The organism is Mycobacterium sp. ST-F2 (assembly GCF_001905655.1).
Taxonomy (GTDB): Bacteria; Actinomycetota; Actinomycetes; order Mycobacteriales; family Mycobacteriaceae; genus Mycobacterium.
This window is the reverse complement of the sequence record NZ_JMHT01000007.1, coordinates 137,478-153,434: the sequence shown is the minus strand read 5'-3', so window position 1 is coordinate 153,434 and position 15,957 is coordinate 137,478. Positions and strand designations below refer to the sequence as shown.

14 protein-coding genes are annotated in these 15,957 nt (G+C 68.8%); 3 read left to right on the top strand and 11 right to left on the bottom strand.

The genetic code is table 11. The annotated features are described in order from the left end of the window. Positions 1 to 174: 174 nt before the first annotated feature. The 6 genes from lgt to EB75_RS04280 form a co-directional block, all read right to left on the bottom strand. Positions 175 to 1,788 (bottom strand): prolipoprotein diacylglyceryl transferase, encoded by a 1,614-nt coding sequence (gene lgt, locus EB75_RS04305; RefSeq protein WP_073694237.1) that lies wholly within the window; start codon positions 1,786 to 1,788, stop codon positions 175 to 177. Beyond that, positions 1,785 to 2,576: a tryptophan synthase subunit alpha gene (trpA, locus tag EB75_RS04300; RefSeq protein ID WP_073694236.1), complete on the bottom strand. Its 792-nt coding sequence runs from the start codon at positions 2,574 to 2,576 to the stop codon at positions 1,785 to 1,787. The genes lgt and trpA overlap by 4 nt, the downstream gene beginning before the upstream one ends. Continuing rightward, complete coding sequence (trpB, locus tag EB75_RS04295) at positions 2,573 to 3,844, bottom strand: tryptophan synthase subunit beta (RefSeq protein WP_073694235.1); 1,272 nt, start codon at positions 3,842 to 3,844, stop codon at positions 2,573 to 2,575. Before trpB ends, trpA begins: the two co-directional genes overlap by 4 nt. Before the next feature lie 38 nt (positions 3,845 to 3,882). Beyond that, positions 3,883 to 4,701 (bottom strand): indole-3-glycerol phosphate synthase TrpC, encoded by an 819-nt coding sequence (trpC, locus tag EB75_RS04290; protein WP_073694234.1) that lies wholly within the window; start codon positions 4,699 to 4,701, stop codon positions 3,883 to 3,885. Between the two features lie 129 nt (positions 4,702 to 4,830). Then, entirely contained in the window at positions 4,831 to 5,457 is a 627-nt protein-coding gene (locus EB75_RS04285; RefSeq protein ID WP_073694233.1) for a TIGR02234 family membrane protein, read from the bottom strand. Continuing rightward, positions 5,454 to 6,989 carry an anthranilate synthase component I gene (locus EB75_RS04280; RefSeq protein ID WP_502689335.1) on the bottom strand — a complete coding sequence of 512 codons (1,536 nt, stop codon included), beginning with the start codon at positions 6,987 to 6,989 and terminating at the stop codon, positions 5,454 to 5,456. Before EB75_RS04280 ends, EB75_RS04285 begins: the two co-directional genes overlap by 4 nt. Before the next feature lie 2 nt (positions 6,990 to 6,991). Between EB75_RS04280 and EB75_RS04275 the strand changes: the two genes are divergently transcribed. Continuing rightward, on the top strand, positions 6,992 to 7,447 hold the full coding sequence (locus EB75_RS04275) for a peroxiredoxin (protein WP_073694232.1): 456 nt from the start codon (positions 6,992 to 6,994) through the stop codon (positions 7,445 to 7,447). Here EB75_RS04275 and EB75_RS04270 read toward each other — a convergent pair. Then, complete coding sequence (locus EB75_RS04270; RefSeq protein WP_406802403.1) at positions 7,434 to 9,107, bottom strand: 2-isopropylmalate synthase; 1,674 nt, start codon at positions 9,105 to 9,107, stop codon at positions 7,434 to 7,436. The two genes, EB75_RS04275 and EB75_RS04270, sit on opposite strands and share 14 nt — an antisense overlap. A 159-nt stretch (positions 9,108 to 9,266) precedes the next feature. On the opposite strand from EB75_RS04270, the gene EB75_RS04265 reads away from it, so the two are divergent. Together EB75_RS04265 and EB75_RS04260 are read left to right on the top strand one after the other, a co-directional pair. Beyond that, entirely contained in the window at positions 9,267 to 9,938 is a 672-nt protein-coding gene (locus EB75_RS04265; RefSeq protein ID WP_073694231.1) for a FadR/GntR family transcriptional regulator, read from the top strand. Continuing rightward, entirely contained in the window at positions 9,935 to 10,732 is a 798-nt protein-coding gene (locus tag EB75_RS04260) for an ABC transporter ATP-binding protein (protein WP_073694230.1), read from the top strand. Before EB75_RS04265 ends, EB75_RS04260 begins: the two co-directional genes overlap by 4 nt. Positions 10,733 to 10,754: 22 nt before the next feature. On the opposite strand, the gene atzF is transcribed toward EB75_RS04260, so the two are convergent. From atzF to EB75_RS04240, 4 genes are read right to left on the bottom strand one after another with little or no spacing between them, the layout of a single operon-like run. Then, on the bottom strand, positions 10,755 to 12,434 hold the full coding sequence (gene atzF / locus EB75_RS04255; protein WP_286150079.1) for an allophanate hydrolase: 1,680 nt from the start codon (positions 12,432 to 12,434) through the stop codon (positions 10,755 to 10,757). Beyond that, the gene (locus EB75_RS04250; RefSeq protein WP_073694228.1) at positions 12,431 to 14,443 is read right to left on the bottom strand and encodes a 5-oxoprolinase/urea amidolyase family protein; all 2,013 of its coding nucleotides are present in this window, start codon (positions 14,441 to 14,443) and stop codon (positions 12,431 to 12,433) included. Before EB75_RS04250 ends, atzF begins: the two co-directional genes overlap by 4 nt. Continuing rightward, the gene (locus EB75_RS04245) at positions 14,440 to 15,084 is read right to left on the bottom strand and encodes an urea amidolyase associated protein UAAP2 (protein ID WP_073694227.1); all 645 of its coding nucleotides are present in this window, start codon (positions 15,082 to 15,084) and stop codon (positions 14,440 to 14,442) included. Before EB75_RS04245 ends, EB75_RS04250 begins: the two co-directional genes overlap by 4 nt. Next, on the bottom strand, positions 15,081 to 15,947 hold the full coding sequence (locus EB75_RS04240; protein ID WP_174557620.1) for an urea amidolyase associated protein UAAP1: 867 nt from the start codon (positions 15,945 to 15,947) through the stop codon (positions 15,081 to 15,083). The genes EB75_RS04245 and EB75_RS04240 overlap by 4 nt, the downstream gene beginning before the upstream one ends. Positions 15,948 to 15,957: the final 10 nt, after the last annotated feature.

The window sequence follows — 15,957 nt, the reverse complement described above, 5'->3', positions numbered from 1 at the left end:
TCAGCGCAGGGCCAACGCCCGGGGTCGGTTGACACTGCGCCCAGGGCCCTAATCACTCGAGCTTTTCCGCCCTCAGCGCAGGGTCAACGACGAGGTCTGCCGAATGTGCACACAGCGCCGCATGCGGGCAGATCCGTTGACCTGTATGCACATTCGCGGCCTGCAAAGCCTGACTCAGCCCTGACGACGCCACCAGCGGCGCCGTGCAGCCGGCGGCTCCCACACCGGAACCCCAACCGGCTCGACTTTTTCGGCGGCTTCCACCTTCGGTGCGGCATCCTCGACAGGCTCGGCGTCGGCTTCTTCGTCGTCGGCGATGTCGTCAGCCGAGTCTCCGGATTCCGTTGCCTCATCGGCTTCTTCAGCAGCTTCGTCCTCGGATTCCTCGGCAGCTTCGGCCTCGGCATCCTCCACATCGGCGCTGTCATCGGCGTCAGCAACTGCCGTCTCCTCGGCCGCCTCGGCAGCTGACTCGTCGGATTCCGTTGCCCCCTCGGATTCCTCGGCAGCTTCGGTGGCGTCGACGTCCTCAGCGTCAGGTTCGGCGGCTGCTACCTCAGCCTCATCGCCAGCCAGGTCCTCGGCCTCGGTGTCGGACTCGTCTTCGGCTTCGACGTCGTCGGAATCGACTGTCTCCTCGACAGATTCGTCGGCGGAATCTTCTACGGCATCCTCGGCGTCGACCGCATCCTCATCCTCGTCGGACACCTCAGCGAGAGCTTCGGTCTCGTCGGACTGGGTCTCAGCGGCGTCGGCCTCGTCCGCGACATCACTGTCGGCGGCGGGTTCCTCGTCGTCGTCGTCCCCGGCAGCCGCACCAGCGCCGGCAGCAGCAGCACCAGCCCCCGCTGCGACAGCCGCGGGGACCTTCAGGACAGCTCCGCTGTCGAGCTCGATGACGTCGACGCCGTCGTCGGTACGCCGACCGGCGAGCGTCGACGGATCTTCACGGCCCCGCGGCGCCACCATCATGTAGACCACGGCACCGATGAATACGAACGTCGAGGTGAACGAGTTGACGCGGATACCGGCGATCAGCGTCGCGGTGTCGCTGCGCATCAGCTCGACGCCGAAGCGGCCGACGCAGTAGGCGGCGACGTACAGCGCGAACAGCCGGCCGTGGCCCAGCTTGAAGCGGCGGTCGGCCCACAGGAGGATGAAGAAAACCAGGAGGTTCCACAGCAATTCGTAGAGGAACGTCGGGTGCACGACCTCGTAGACCTGCCCCGTCGAGACCCCGTTGAGCAGGTGCGGGTTCACCACGCCGGAGCCGTCGCTGCGCTGGAAGATCTGCAGACCCCAGGGCAGATCCGTCGGGCGGCCGTACAGCTCCTGGTTGAAGTAATTGCCGAGGCGGCCGATGGCCTGCGCCAGGATGATGCCGGGAGCGACAGCATCACCGAACGCGGGCAACGGAATTCCGTGCCGGCGGCAGCCGATCCAGGCGCCGACGCCACCGAGTGCCACCGCACCCCAGATGCCCAGACCACCATCCCAGATGCGGACGGCGCCGGCGATGCCCGCGCCGCCCTCGGCGAAGTAGGTTCGCCAGTCGGTCATCAGGTGGTACAGGCGACCGCCGATGAGGCCGAAGGGCACTGCCCACAGCGCGATGTCGTAGATGACGCCCGGTTCACCACCGCGAGCGACCCAGCGGCGGTCACCGATGATCAGCGCGGCGATGATGCCGGTGATGATGCAGAGCGCGTACGCCCGGATCGGTACTGGCCCCAAGTGCCAGACGCCCTGGGCCGGACTCGGGATGTATGCCAGCAACGATGTGGTCACGCGGAAACTTTCTGTCGTACTCCGTGGGCCAGTTCTTCGGACAATGCTCGTACCGCGGGAATGCCGCCGTCGCCGAGCGCGGATACCAGCGCCGAGCCGACGATGACGCCGTCGGCGTAGGCCGCGATCTCGGCGGCCTGCTCGCGCGAGCGCACGCCGAGCCCGACACCCACCGGGATGTCCGACACGGCCCGCACCCGGGACACCAGCTCTGGCGCCATGTTCGACACCGCGTCGCGCGCGCCCGTCACGCCCATGGTCGATGCGGCGTAGACGAATCCGCGCGAGGCCTGCACCGTCGCCGCCAGCCGCTCCGGGGTGGACGACGGCGCCACCAGGAAGATGCGGTCGAGATTGTGCGCGTCGGAGACGCCGCACCACTCGTCGGCCTCGTCCGGGATCAGGTCGGGGGTGATCAGGCCGAGCCCGCCTGCCGACGCCAGGTCACGCGCGAAAGCGTCGACGCCCCAGCGCAACACCGGATTCCAGTAGGTCATGACGACGGCGTGCCCGCCGGCGTTGCTGATGGCCTCGACGGCCTTCAACGCGTCACGGACCCGAACCCCGTTCTGCAGAGCGGTGTTGGTGGCGGCGGCGATGACCGGGCCGTCCATGCCCGGGTCGGAGTACGCGACGCCGACTTCGATGATGTCGCAACCGGATTCGGTCATGGCGACCATCGCATCGATCGAATTCTGCACATCGGGGTAGCCGGTCGGCAGGTAGCCGATCAGCGCCGAACGCCCTTCAGCGCGGCACGATTCGAACAATCCAGCCAGTCGGCTCATGACGCTTCCCCCGTCTCGCCGTCCATCAGCCCGAACCACTTCGCGGCGGTCTCGACGTCCTTGTCGCCGCGGCCGGACAGGTTCACCACGATCACCGAGCCGCGGCCCAGCTCGCTACCCAGTTTCAACGCGCCTGCAACGGCGTGCGCCGACTCGATGGCCGGGATGATGCCCTCGGTGCGGCACAGCAGGCCGAACGCTTCCATGGCCTCGGTGTCGGTCACCGGCCGGTACTCGGCGCGGCCGATGTCCTTGAGGTACGCGTGCTCGGGACCGACGCCCGGGTAGTCCAAACCCGCTGAGATCGAATGGGATTCGATGGTCTGGCCGTCCTCGTCCTGCAGCAGATAGGAGAAGGACCCCTGGAACGCGCCCGGCGAGCCGCCGGTGAAAGTGGCTGCGTGCCTTCCGGTTTCGACACCGTCACCGGCTGCTTCGAAACCGACCAGACGCACGCCCGGGTCATCGATGAAGGCGTGGAAGACGCCGATGGCGTTCGATCCGCCACCGACACAGGCGGTCACCGCGTCGGGCAACCGGCCGGCCTGCTCCTGCACCTGGACCCGTGCCTCCATGCCGATGACGCGCTGGAAGTCGCGCACCATGACGGGGAACGGGTGCGGCCCGGCCGCAGTGCCGAAGCAGTAGTAGGTGTTGTCCGCGTTGGTGACCCAGTCGCGGAAGGCTTCGTTGATGGCGTCCTTGAGGGTCGCCGAACCGGCCTCCACCGACACCACGGTGCCGCCGAGCAGCCGCATCCGGGCGACGTTCAGCGCCTGCCGGGCGGTGTCGACCGCACCCATGTAGACGACGCACTCCAGGCCCAGCAGCGCGCAGGCCGTCGCGGTGGCGACGCCATGCTGGCCGGCGCCGGTCTCGGCGATGACGCGGGTCTTGCCCATGCGCTTGGCCAGCAGCGCCTGGCCGAGCACGTTGTTGATCTTGTGAGAACCGGTGTGGTTCAGGTCTTCCCGCTTGAGGAAAAGCCGCGCGCCGCCGGCGTGTTCGGACAGGCGCGTCGCTTCGTACAACGGCGACGGCCGGCCCGTGTAGTGCTGCTGCAGCCGGTCGAGCTCGTCGAGGAAGGTCTGGTCGGTGCGGACCTTGTCGTAGGCCGCGGTGACTTCCTCGATGACCGCCATCAGGGCCTCGGGCACCAGACGGCCGCCGTAGGCACCGAAATGCCCCTTGGCGTCGGGGTCGTGGCTCGTGGCTTCGGCGACCGCCGCGCTCATCCGCGGCAATTCAGTACCAGTGCGATCAGACATGAGAACTCGGGCTGCTTCTTCGCGCAGGAGCCCGCAATTCAGCGGGCTGGTTTCGGGCAGGACGGGTGCGTGCCGGCAGTCACCAGGTCGGCGACGGCGCTGCGGGGATCGCCACTGGTCACCAGGCCTTCACCGACGAGGACGGCGTCGGCGCCGGCACCGGCGTAGGCCAGCAGGTCGGCGGTGCCACGCACCCCCGACTCGGCGATCCGGATGATGTTGCTCGGCAGGCCGGGCGCGATACGGCCGAAGCAGTCGCGGTCGACCTCGAGGGTCTTGAGGTCACGGGCGTTGACGCCGATGACCTTGGCACCGGCCTGGATGGCGCGGTCCGCTTCTTCCTCGGTGTGCACCTCGACCAGCGGGGTCATCCCGAGCGACTCGGTCCGGTCGATCATCGAGGTCAGCACCGACTGCTCCAGCGCGGCGACGATCAGCAGCAGCATGTCGGCGCCGTGGGCCCGGGCCTCGTGAATCTGGTACGGCGTGACGATGAAGTCCTTGCGCAGCACGGGAATCGACACCGCGGCACGCACGGCGTCCAGGTCTGCCAGCGAGCCGTTGAAGCGACGCTCCTCGGTCAGCACGCTGATCACCCGCGCACCGCCGGACTCGTAGGCCTTGGCCAGCTTGGCGGGATCATCGATCTGCGCCAGCGCCCCCTTGCTGGGGCTGGCCCGCTTCACCTCGGCGATGACGCCGATGCCCGGCTGACGCAGGGCGGCAAGCGCCTCCTTGGCGGCCGGCGCCTGCTTGGCCCGCTCTTTGACCTCGGTCAGGCTCAGCGCGGCTTCGCGGGTGGCAACATCAGCGCGAACTCCCTCGATGATGGAGTCGAGCACGGTCCCCGAAGTCATAACGCGTCGTCGTCCTTCCGTGCCGGTTCGGCAAGCCAGATGATCACCTCGAAGGGTAGTCGCCAGGGCGGCGCAGACTGCCACCGGGCCACACTCACGCGCGATCCGCCTTCGGCTCCTCGCTGACGCTCATTTGCTCTCGCCGTCGTTCTGGCTGAGATCACGACCCTCGACCTGCGTCGGATCGCGACCTTCGTCGATGGCATCCCAGATCATCCGTTCGGACATGCCGTCGGCGGCTTCTTCCTGCGCCGCTTCGCGCCGCGCGCCCGGCGCGGCGTATTTGGAGGTGGCCGACGCAGCCGGTCCCCGACCGGCCGAACGCATCAGCAACACGGCTCCGACCAGCGTCAACACCGCGGCGGCCAGCGTCACGCCGGCGCCCCAGTAGTGCCGCTGCGTGCCCACCAGGAACATGACCGCGATCTGTGCCATGTCGGCCGCGCGCACCGAGACGTCGGTCATCGCCCACAGGCTGATGGCCAGATATCCCATCCCGGCGCTCGCGACGGCGACCAGCAGCGCCAGCAGCCGCAGCGCCCAGCCCCGCACGGCCAGCGCCGCCACCGCGGCAGCGCCGGCCAGCAGCGCGAGCGGGATGAGGGCCGTCGACCAGGCCGCGCCGGACAGCGTCGTCGTCTTCGGCTGGCCCAGCCCGTCGAACGACGACACGTCGACCCAGGGCAGCCGGGAAGCGCCCCACAGCATCAGCGCGGCAACGAGCAGCAGCACCTGCGCGGTGCGCGTCGTCCTCACGGCTCGCTCAGCGTTTCGGCGGCTGCGATCGCCGCCAGGACGGCCTTGGCTTTGTTGGACGACTCGTTGTACTCGTACGGCCCGTTGGAGTCCGCCACGACGCCGCCACCGGCCTGCACGTAGGCGGTGCCGCCGCGCATCAGCGCCGTGCGGATCGCGATGGCGAAGTCGGCATTACCGGCGAAGTCGAGGTACCCGAGCACACCGCCGTACAGGCCGCGGCGGGTCAGTTCGACCTCTTCGATGAGTTCCATGGCCCGGACCTTCGGCGCCCCCGACAGCGTCCCCGCCGGGAAACAGGCGGTGACGGCGTCCAGCGCGGTCTTGTCGTCGGCGAGGTGGCCGGTGACGGTGGAGACGAGGTGCATGACGTGGCTGTAGCGCTCGATGTGGCTGTAGTCCTCGACGCGCACGGTCCCGGGCTTGCAGACGCGGCCCAGATCGTTGCGGCCCAGGTCGACCAGCATGAGGTGCTCGGAGCGCTCCTTGTCGTCGGCCAGAAGCTCCTTTTCGAGCAGGATGTCATCCTCCTCGGTGGCGCCGCGCCACCGGGTGCCGGCGATCGGGTGGGTGGTCGCCACCCCGTCCTTCACCGTGACGAGCGCTTCCGGACTGGAGCCGACGACCGAGAAGTCAAGGCCGCCTTCGGCATTGGGCACGTTGAGGAGATACATGTACGGGCTCGGGTTGGTGACCCGCAGGATGCGGTAGACGTCGATCGGGTCGGCGGCGGTGTCCAACTCGAACCGCTGCGAGGGCACCACCTGGAACGCCTCACCTGCCTCGATGTCGCCGACGAGCTTCTCGACGATGGCCGTGTACTCCTCGACCGTGCGCTGCTGGCGCGGTTGCGGCTGTGGCCGGCTGAAGGTCGCGATGCTCGACGGCAGCGGCTCCCCCAGCGCCTTGGTCATGACGTCGAGGCGGGAGACGGCATCGTCATACGCCCAGTCGACGCGCTCGTCGGTGCCGTTCCAGTTGACGGCGTTGGCGATGAGGGTGATGGTGCCCTCGTGGTGGTCGACGGCGGCCATGTCGGTGGCCAGCAGCAGCACCATGTCGGGCAGCTTGAGATCGTCTTTCGCCAGTTCGGGGAGGCGTTCCAGGCGCCGCACCATGTCGTAGGCGAAGTACCCCACCAGCCCGCTTGACAGCGGCGGCAGCCCCGGCACCGGCGCGGTCTGCAGCAGCGCCAGGGTGTCGCGCACCGCCTGCAGCGGGTCGCCGCCGCTCGGCGCGCCCTGCGGTGTGGTGCCGAGCCAGACGGCTTCACCGTCACGGACCGTCAGCGCCGAGGGCGCACCGGCGCCGATGAACGACCAGCGCGACCACGACCGCCCGTTCTCCGCCGATTCCAGCAGAAACGTGCCGGGACGGTTGGCGGCCAGCTTGCGGTAGGCCGACAACGGCGTCTCGCTGTCGGCGAGCACCTTGCGCGTCACCGGCACGACACGGTGCTCGGCGGCCAGCGCCTGGAATTCCTCACGTGAGGTCGTCTTCACGCGGTCATCCTCCCAGAAGTAGCGTGGCAACCATGAAACGTGGTGACGTCGTCGCAGAGTTCAATCTCCCCGACCAGACCGGGACGAACCGCAGCCTTACCGAACTGTTGGCGAATGGGCCGATCGCGCTCTTCTTCTACCCCGCGGCCATGACGCCGGGCTGCACCATCGAGGCCTGCCACTTCCGCGACCTCGCCGCCGAGTTCGCGGCCGTCGGCGCCTCCCGGGTCGGGATCAGCATGGACGCGGTGGAAAAGCAGGACAAGTTCGCCGAGAAGCACAGCTTCGACTACCCGCTGCTGTCGGACACCTCGGGTGCGGTGGCCGAACAGTTCGGTGTGAAACGTGGTCTGCTCGGCAAGCTGATGCCCGTCAAGCGGACCACGTTCGTCATCGACACCGACCGCACGGTGCTCGAGGTCATCGCCAGCGAGATCTCGATGGACTCTCACGCCGACAAGGCGCTCGAGGTGCTCAGGACGCGTTAGCCGCCCGGATCACCGCGGCCAGTGACGCGGTGAGCACCGAGTCGCTGCGGCCACAGGCCCAGCCGCCGCGATGTTCGAGGTAGGTGACCGCCGTCGCGCCGATGGACTGCTGCGTCAGGCCCAGAATCTCGACGGTCCGGCCCACGTCGGCCAGTGCCAGGGTCAGCGCTTCGACCGGACCGACGCCGCGATGTGTGCTCGTGTGCGCAATCCCGTTGACGGTCACGGTGATCTCGGTGGTCTCGTCGCTGTTGGTGTGCCAATCCTTCAGCTCGACGGGGCCGCCGCAGCCCAGGTAGGTCGCCTCGAACAAGTCGTACAGCTCAGCGGCCGTCACTTCGGTGCCACTGCCGTCGGTGTGGGCCTGGACATGGCGGGCGAAGTCGATCTGCAGCCGTCGGGGCAGGTCCAGTCCGTACCCGGTGTGCAGCAGATAGGCGATGCCGCCCTTTCCGGACTGTGAGTTGACCCGGATGACGGCGTCGTAGCTGCGGCCGATGTCGGCCGGATCGATCGGCAGATACGGTACGCGCCAATCGATTTCGCGTTCCGACTTGTTCTCCGCAGCGGCCCGGGCACTATGTTCGGCCAGGCCCTTCTTGATGGCGTCCTGATGCGTGCCGGAGAACGCGGTGTGCACCAGGTCGCCGACGTACGGATGCCGCTCGTGGATGGGCATCCGCGTGCAGTGCGCGACCGTGCGGGCGATCGCGTCGATGTCGGAGAAGTCGATCATCGGGTCGACGCCCTGCGCATACAGATTCAGCGCCAGGGTGGCGATGTCGACGTTGCCGGTGCGCTCGCCATTGCCGAACACGCAGCCCTCGACGCGTTGCGCCCCGGCCAGGACTGCCAATTCGGCACAGGCCACGCCTGTCCCCCGGTCGTTGTGCGGGTGTATCGACAGGATCACCGCATCGCGGCGGGCGAGGTTCCGGTGCATGTACTCGATCTGATCGGCATACACGTTGGGCGTCGCCACCTCCACGGTCGCAGGCAGATTCAGGATCACCGGCCGATCCGCGGTGGCGTCCCACAGCTGCGTTGCGGCGTCACAGAGTTCCAGCACATAATCGGGCTCGGTGAGGTTGAACACCTCCGGGGAGAACTGGAACCTGACGTTCGGCATGTCCTCCGTCAACGTCAGCACGTCGAGCGCGCCATGCAGGATCAGACTGCGCAGCTCGTCACGATCCTTGCCCAGCACGGTGTTTCGCCACGTCGGCGCGGTCGCGGTGTACATGTGGATGACGACGTCGTTGCGCATGCCCCGCACCGATTCGACGGTCCGCTCGATCAGGTCGCGGCGGGCCGGGGTGAACACCGCGATGGTGACATCGTCTGGTGCGATGTCGGTTTCGGCGAGCAGCCGGACGAAGTCGAAGTCGGTCTGCGAGGCAGACGGGTAGCCGACCTCGATCTCCTTGTAGCCGATGGCGACGAGCTGTTCGAAGAACTGACGTTTGCGATCGGGGTCCATCGGTTCAGCCAGGGCCTGGTTGCCGTCGCGCAGGTCGACGGGAACCCAGAGCGGCGCGGCGGTGATTCGGTTGTTGGGCCAATCCCTGTGTGCGATAGGGACTTCCACACGATTGAAGACATCGGTGTAGCGATGCCAGGGCATGGACGACGGTTGTTGACGGTTCCAGGTGGTGCTCATGAGTGGTCTGCTTTCGGTCAGGTGAGGAAGTGACCGGTCGCGACGAAGCCCCACGGCAGGGGGCCGGTCGTGTCAGACCCCGCCGCGGCAGCCAAGGAGGAGCACGCGCGTCATGATGGCTAGACTATACACAACTCCTCAGACAAGTAGAGAGGTTTCATGGTCGCGCAGGTACAGCGTCAACCCCTGGCGGCGCAAGCCGCACAGCTCCTGCTGACGCGCATCAAAGACGGCGAATGGGCACTGGGACAACGCCTTCCGGGTGAAACCACCCTGGCCGCCCAGCTCGGCGTCGGCCGCTCGACCCTGCGCGAGGCCATCCGCGAACTCGCCGGAAAAGGCGTCCTCGACAGCCGCCAGGGCGCCGGCGTGTTCGTCACCGCCCTCGATGTCCCCGACGACTGGGACACCGTGCTGCGCAGCGCGAACATCGCCTCGGTGATCGAAGCCCGCATCGCCATCGAGGCCGAGGGCGCGGCATTGGCGGCCACCCGCCGCACGCCGGCCGACATTCGCGTCATCCGGCGCACCCTCGCCGCCCGCGGCGTCACCGGCCAGTCGGTACCCGAACATGTGGACGCGGACATGGCATTTCACCGCGCGGTGATCGCTGCGGCCCACAACGACGTACTGATCCAGTTGTTCGACCTGTTCCTCCCCCGACTACGGCTCGCGATGATCGACATGCTCAAAATTCGCCCGATCGCCTCGGAGCCGTGCGACCACGCCCTACACCAGCAGCTCGCCGACGCCATCGTGGCGCGTGATCCCGCCGCGGCCGCCGACGCCAGCCGCACCCACCTGAGCACCCTGAAGGAATCGTTCTCATGACGCCGGTCCTCGAACTCGACCAGGTGACCTTCCGCCGCGAGGGCAAGCAGATCATCGACGGCATCTCGCTGACGGTCCAGGAAGGCGAGCACTGGGCACTGCTCGGCCCCAACGGCGCAGGCAAGAGCACGCTGCTCGGCTTCTGCGGCGCGGTGACGTTCCCGACGACGGGTACCGTGCGGGTGCTGGGCGCACAGATGGGCCGGACCGACCTGGCCCCGCTGCGCCGGTCGATCGGCCACGTCAATCCACGGCACCGGTTGCAGTATCCGCTGACCGTCCGCGAGGTCGTGCTGACGGGCATCACCGGCACCATCGACATCGCGGCGCGCTGGACGCCGACCGCTGACGACATCGGGCGCGCCGACGCACTGATCGGCACCGTCGGACTAACTCACCGGGCCGACGCCGTGTGGCCCACGCTGTCGCAGGGCGAGCGGGGCCGGACCCTGATCGCCCGTGCCCTGATCGCCGAGCCACGGCTGCTGCTGCTCGACGAACCGACCACCGGCCTGGACGTGGCTGCCCGCGAACAGCTGCTGGAAACCCTTGACGCGCTGGAACATTCACACCCCGAGATGGCGTCGATCCTGGTGACGCATCATCTCGAGGAGCTGCCGACGTCCACGTCGCACGCCCTGCTGATCGCCGACGGCCGCACCATCGCGGTGGGCCCGGCGGTCGATACGGTAACGACCGATCATGTGACAGAGGCCTTCTCGCATCCGGTGACCGTCGGCTATGACGACGGCCGCTGGTCCGCACGCGCCACGGCGAGCTCGCGCATGGGCTAGCCGGTAGGGATTCGTGCACAAATCACTGGGTGGCGAACTCCCGAGCCTGCAGGTAGGCGCGCCAGCCGCCGAACTCCGAGATGTCGGGCGCCGCGATGGCCGCCTCGTCGGCACACACGAACCCGGTTTCCCACGACCCGTCGTCGAGTTCCACCGCCGCCAGTCCCATAGGTGTCGGCAAAGCGGCGAGGAATCGGCCCAATGCCGCGGGCGACAGCGACCAGCGCTCGACCTCGAACGCCCGCCCATCGCTCGGCACCCGCACCAGCGCGGGCTTACCGGACGGCAGCGCGGTCATCCGGTAGCGCTCGGCGGTGCGAGCCGGACCGTCCCAGCGCGCGCCGAGATCGTGGAGCTGACCGGCCAGCGGCTGGTCCCGCAGATGCGCACCGGCGACCACCAGCGTCAGCACTCCGGCGCCGGCCCGCTCCGGCCAGGACGCCACCGCACCGCGCTCGCCACCGCCCAGCCGGGCCGCGATGTCGGCCACCACCGCGTCGTCGAAGGCTCGGCCCAGCACCGTCACCCCGAATTGTGCTGTGGTGCCATCTGGTTCGGCGACCTCGCCGGCGGGTACCGCGACGCCGCACATGTCGAACAGATTGCAGAAATTGGTGTAGGTGCCGATCCGCGCGTTGACACCGACCGGGTCAGCCGCAACCTCGGCGAGCGTCGGCTGCAGCGGCGCTGTGGGAACCAGGAGTGCGTCGCACTCCCCCAATACCCCGAATGCCCGGTCCCGCAAGCGGTCCAGCTCGCGGCGATCACGTAGCAAGCCCGTCGCCGAATGACTCCCTCCGGCACTGATGATCGCCGCCACCGTCGGGTCCAGGCCGGCATCAGCACCGGCCCCGATGATGAAGTCCCCCACCGCCTCTGTGCGCTCGGCGACCAGCGCACCCTCGTACAGCAGTCGAGCGGCCGCCAGGAAATCTGTCAGATCGATGGGGACGATGCGCATTCCGGCGTCCCGCGCAGCGTCGACGGCGCGCTGGAACGCGGCATCCCAACCGGGCGCCATGGCAGGCAGTTCGGTCGGGATCGCGAGGGTCGGGACGGCGGGGGCGGCGAACCGGGTCGACGTCGGCCACGGCCGCTGCGTCGTCGTCGCCATCACCGCCATCGCGTCCTCCGCGGTGGGCTGGTCGCGCGCGAGGATCGTCACGCAGTCGTAGCTCGGGCAGGCCGGGACGACACCGGTCGTCGACACCAGACCGACGGTCGCCTTAATGCCGACCAATCCTTGATACGCCGCCGGCACCCGCCCGGATCCCGCGGTGTCCGTGGCGATTCCGAGATCGGCCGCGCCGATGGCCACCGCGACCGCCGAACCCGACGACGAGCCACCGGAGATCCGGTCCAGCCGGCGCGCGTCGCGCACCGCGCCGTAGGGGCTACGGGTTCCGACCAAACCGGTGGCGAACTGGTCCAGGTTGGTCTTGCCGATCACCACCGCACCGGCCGCCCGCAACGCCGCCACCACTGGAGCGTCGACGTCCGGCGTGTAGGCGTAGCCCGGGCACGCCGCCGTGGTTGGCAGACCGGCGACGTCGACATTGTCCTTGACGGCCAGCAGCCGACCGGCAAGCGGTCCGACCGCCCGCGCAACATCAGCGCGCACGTCATCCTCGTCTCGCACCGTGATGAACGCTTCCGGCCGCTGTGCGATGGCCGCGAACGCGGCGTTGATCCGATCCGTCACGCGACTTCCTGTCCTGTTGTGGCGCACCGTTTCTTGCGTGCCCCGATCTCACCGCTGGCCTCCCAGCGGGCCCGCTCCTCGCCCCGGGCAATGGTCATCCGCTGCCGTACCGCGGCGATGTCTTCGGCTTCCCGCGAGAGGAAGTCCAGGTAGTCCGCGATGCGGAACTCGCCGTCGGTGATGTCGACGGTGCCGCGCCCGGCAGCGACGTCAGCACGCAGATCGGTCAGTTCATCGGAGGACACCGGATACCACGACACCTGGTCGAAGAACCGCAGCAGCCAGGGCTGTTCGGGCTCGAAACCGGGCGCGGACAGCGGGTATCGGTGGTTCCACACCTGGGTGGTACGGCCCATCAGCTGGTAGCCGCCCGGGCCTTCCATACCGTAGATGCAGAGATAGGCACCACCGATACCCACCGCATTCTCCGGAGTCCAGGTACGCGCCGGGTTGTACTTGGTGGTGACCACCCGGTGCCGGGGATCGACGGGGGTCGCGACCGGGGCGCCCAGGTAGACGTCGCCCAGGCCGAGCACGAGATAGCTTGCCGCGTGGACGATGTCGAACACCTCCTGGTGGGATTCCAGGCCGTTCATGCGGCGGATGAACTCGATATTGCTGGGGCACCACGGGGCGTCGTCGCGCACGCCGTTCTGGTACCGCTCGATGGCCAGCCGGATGGTGGGGTCGTCCCAGCTCAGCGGCAACCGCACCGAGCGGCTCGGCAGCACCAACCGGTCGACGGGCCCGAGCGCGGACTCGATGTCGAGCACGAAGGCGGTCATCGTCTGGTGGTCGGTGAGCGCGGCGTCGAACTTGACCTGCAGCGAACGGATTCCGGGTGTCAGGTCGATGATCCCGCGGGGGCGGTGGGCCTCGATCGCGGTGTGCAGCGCGTGCACCCGCGCCCGCAGCACCAAATCCAGTGTCATCGTTCCGTATTCGACCAGGAGGTTGTCATCACCGCTGCGGCGCAACGTCATCGACGTCGTCCCGTCGCCGGTGACGCCGCGGTGCAGGACGCCGTCGTCGCCGTCACCGCGGGGACTGCGCACCACGGGCGAGGCCGCCCGTCGCGACATACCGAGGGCCGCCAGCGGTGCGGCGGCACTGGCCCGCACCGGGACGAAGCGCACCCGGTCGCCGGGGGTCAGCTGGCCGAGCTTCCAGCGATCGGCAGATGTCACCGTCACCGGGCAGACGAAGCCGCCGAGGCTGGGGCCGTCCGGGCCGAGCAGGATCGGGGTGTCACCGGTGAAGTCCAGGGCGCCAACCGAATACGGCGTGTCGTGGATGTTGGAGGGATGCAGGCCCGCCTCACCGCCGTCGGGCCGGGTCCACTGGGGCTTGGGCCCGACCAGGCGTACGCCGGTGCGGTCCAGGTTGTGGTCCACCAGATACGTGGCCTCGTAGAGGGTTTCGATGTCGGCCCGGGTGAAGAACTCCGGCGCGCCGTGCGGTCCTTCGGTGACCGCCAGGCGCCACTCGTGGCCGATCGACGGGACCTCCTCGTCGGTGAGCCGGCGCGGACGCCCCACCGCGGCACCCAGGTCGAGGCGGTCACCGGCGGCCAGCGCGCGGCCGAGGGCGCCGAACTTGCCGAGCGTGAACGTCGAGCGCGAGCCGAGGTAGGCCTCGGCCTCGATGCCGCCGGCCACCGCGATGTAGATGCGCATCCCGACGCCCTGCACCGCACCGATCTCGAGCACACCGCCCTCGGGCACCGCGATGGGTGCCCACTGCCGCGCCGGCACCCCGTCGAGCGTCACCGAGACCGGGGCACCCGTGACGCAGACGACGGTCGCCTCATCGAATCCCAGTGTCGGACCGGCCATCGTCGCCTCCAGGCCGGGCGCGCCCTCGGCATTACCGACCGCGAGGTTGGCCAGCCGCAGCGACAGGTCGTCCATCGGACCTGACGGCGGCACGCCCACCTGCCAGTAGCCGATGCGGCCCGGCCAGTCCTGGACGGTGGTGCTCGGCCCGGGTCGAAGCACGGTGACGGTCATGGGCGGGTGACGATCATCCGCACCGGCGTCGGATCGAAGCCGTTGCACGGGTTGTTGATCTGCGGGCAGTTGGACACCAGCACGAGGACGTCGGTGTCGGCGCGCAGCGCGACCCGCAGCCCCGGCGCCGACAACCCGTCGACGATGCCGAGGGTGCCGTCGGCCTCGACCGGCACGTTCATGAAGAAGTTGAGATTCGGTGCCAGATCGCGTTTTCCGAGGCCGTACCGCGCGCCTTCGATCAGGAAGTTCTCCACGCAGGCGTGCTGGTGCCGGGTGTGGTGGCCGTAGCGCAGCGTGTTGGACTCCTGCGAGCACGCGCCGCCGACGGTGTCGTGGTTGCCGACCTCGTCGGCCACGACGGTCATCAGCGCCCCACCGTCGCTGTCCCGCAACACTGTTCCGGTGCCGACGAACAGTGACCGCTGTGCCGTGATGGTCGTCTGGGCGCTGTAGCGCTTCGACGTGTCGTGCGCCCCGTAGATCAGGGTGTCGACGGCCTGGTTGCCGTGCAGGTCGACGATGGTCAGCACATCGCCTTCCTTGACGATCGCCGACCAGGGGCCGCGGGCGTCGACGATCTCGTCGAGGATGGTCGTGCCGGAAACCAGCGCGGGGACCGAGTCGATGGCGGTGCTCATGCGGATGCTCCTTCGGTGAGATGCAGTGCGGTCCAGACGTCTTCGGTGTTGCGGTGGGCGCGTTCGTATTCGGGCCCGATGGTCTCGGCGCGGGCGGCCAGCTCGGCGAGGTCGTCGGGAGCGGACCAGGCCAGGACCTCCAGGTCGGAGGTGCTGAAGCTCGGCTCCGGATCCAGCGGGTGGGCGGTGTTGGCGATCGCCACGATCACCGGCAGGTGCACGATCAGTTCGACGGTGGTGCCGGGGCCGGCCGAGCCCGTGGACTCCAATCGACCCGCATCGTCGGCACGGACGCCGTGGAAGAACGACACACCGGGGCCGACGTCGCGCGGTCCGAGACCGTGCTTGAGCGCGGCGAGCACCAGGAGCTCGCGGCCGGCCGGGCTGTCCGAATGGGCGGTGCCGGCGCCGTAGCGGGCTTCGTTCTGGACGCGGGTTGTGGTGCCGCACAAGGCGTCGTGGTGACCCGAGGTGTCGGCGACGATGGTCGCCAGGACGCGTCCCTGGTCGTCGAGCAGCGGATGACCGGTACCGAGGTACGCCTGCCACGGCACCTTGACGGTGTCGGCGGTGTTGAGCCGCTCCCACGGGGCGTCGGCGCGCCACAACAGCAGGTGCGCACACGCGCGGCCGTCGATGTCGGTGAGCCGCAACCGGGTTCCGCGAGCCAGCACCTTGCTGGTGTAGCGGCCGCCGGGCACCGTCTCGGCCCAGGTCAGGCGGGCGGCGTCGACACCGGCCAGCGGCGTCGGCCACTGCGATGCCGGGACGACGGGCATGGCAGCCGTGTGCGTGCCGGCCTGGGCGCGGGCGTGTGCGCGGGCGGCGGCGGTTGTTGAGGTGGACGAGACAGTCACGAGAATCCTTTCGGCA

Bases quoted from the DNA above. Each gene is read 5' to 3' on its own strand.
- trpA (WP_073694236.1), bottom strand. From the start codon at position 2,576: ATGAGCCGACTGGCTGGATTGTTCGAATCGTGCCGCGCTGAAGGGCGT.
- trpB (WP_073694235.1), bottom strand. From the start codon at position 3,844: ATGTCTGATCGCACTGGTACTGAATTGCCGCGGATGAGCGCGGCGGTC.
- trpC (WP_073694234.1), bottom strand. From the start codon at position 4,701: ATGACTTCGGGGACCGTGCTCGACTCCATCATCGAGGGAGTTCGCGCT.
- EB75_RS04275 (WP_073694232.1), top strand. From the start codon at position 6,992: ATGAAACGTGGTGACGTCGTCGCAGAGTTCAATCTCCCCGACCAGACC.
- EB75_RS04270 (WP_406802403.1), bottom strand. From the start codon at position 9,107: ATGAGCACCACCTGGAACCGTCAACAACCGTCGTCCATGCCCTGGCAT.
- EB75_RS04265 (WP_073694231.1), top strand. From the start codon at position 9,267: ATGGTCGCGCAGGTACAGCGTCAACCCCTGGCGGCGCAAGCCGCACAG.
- EB75_RS04260 (WP_073694230.1), top strand. From the start codon at position 9,935: ATGACGCCGGTCCTCGAACTCGACCAGGTGACCTTCCGCCGCGAGGGC.
- EB75_RS04250 (WP_073694228.1), bottom strand. From the start codon at position 14,443: ATGACCGTCACCGTGCTTCGACCCGGGCCGAGCACCACCGTCCAGGAC.
- EB75_RS04245 (WP_073694227.1), bottom strand. From the start codon at position 15,084: ATGAGCACCGCCATCGACTCGGTCCCCGCGCTGGTTTCCGGCACGACC.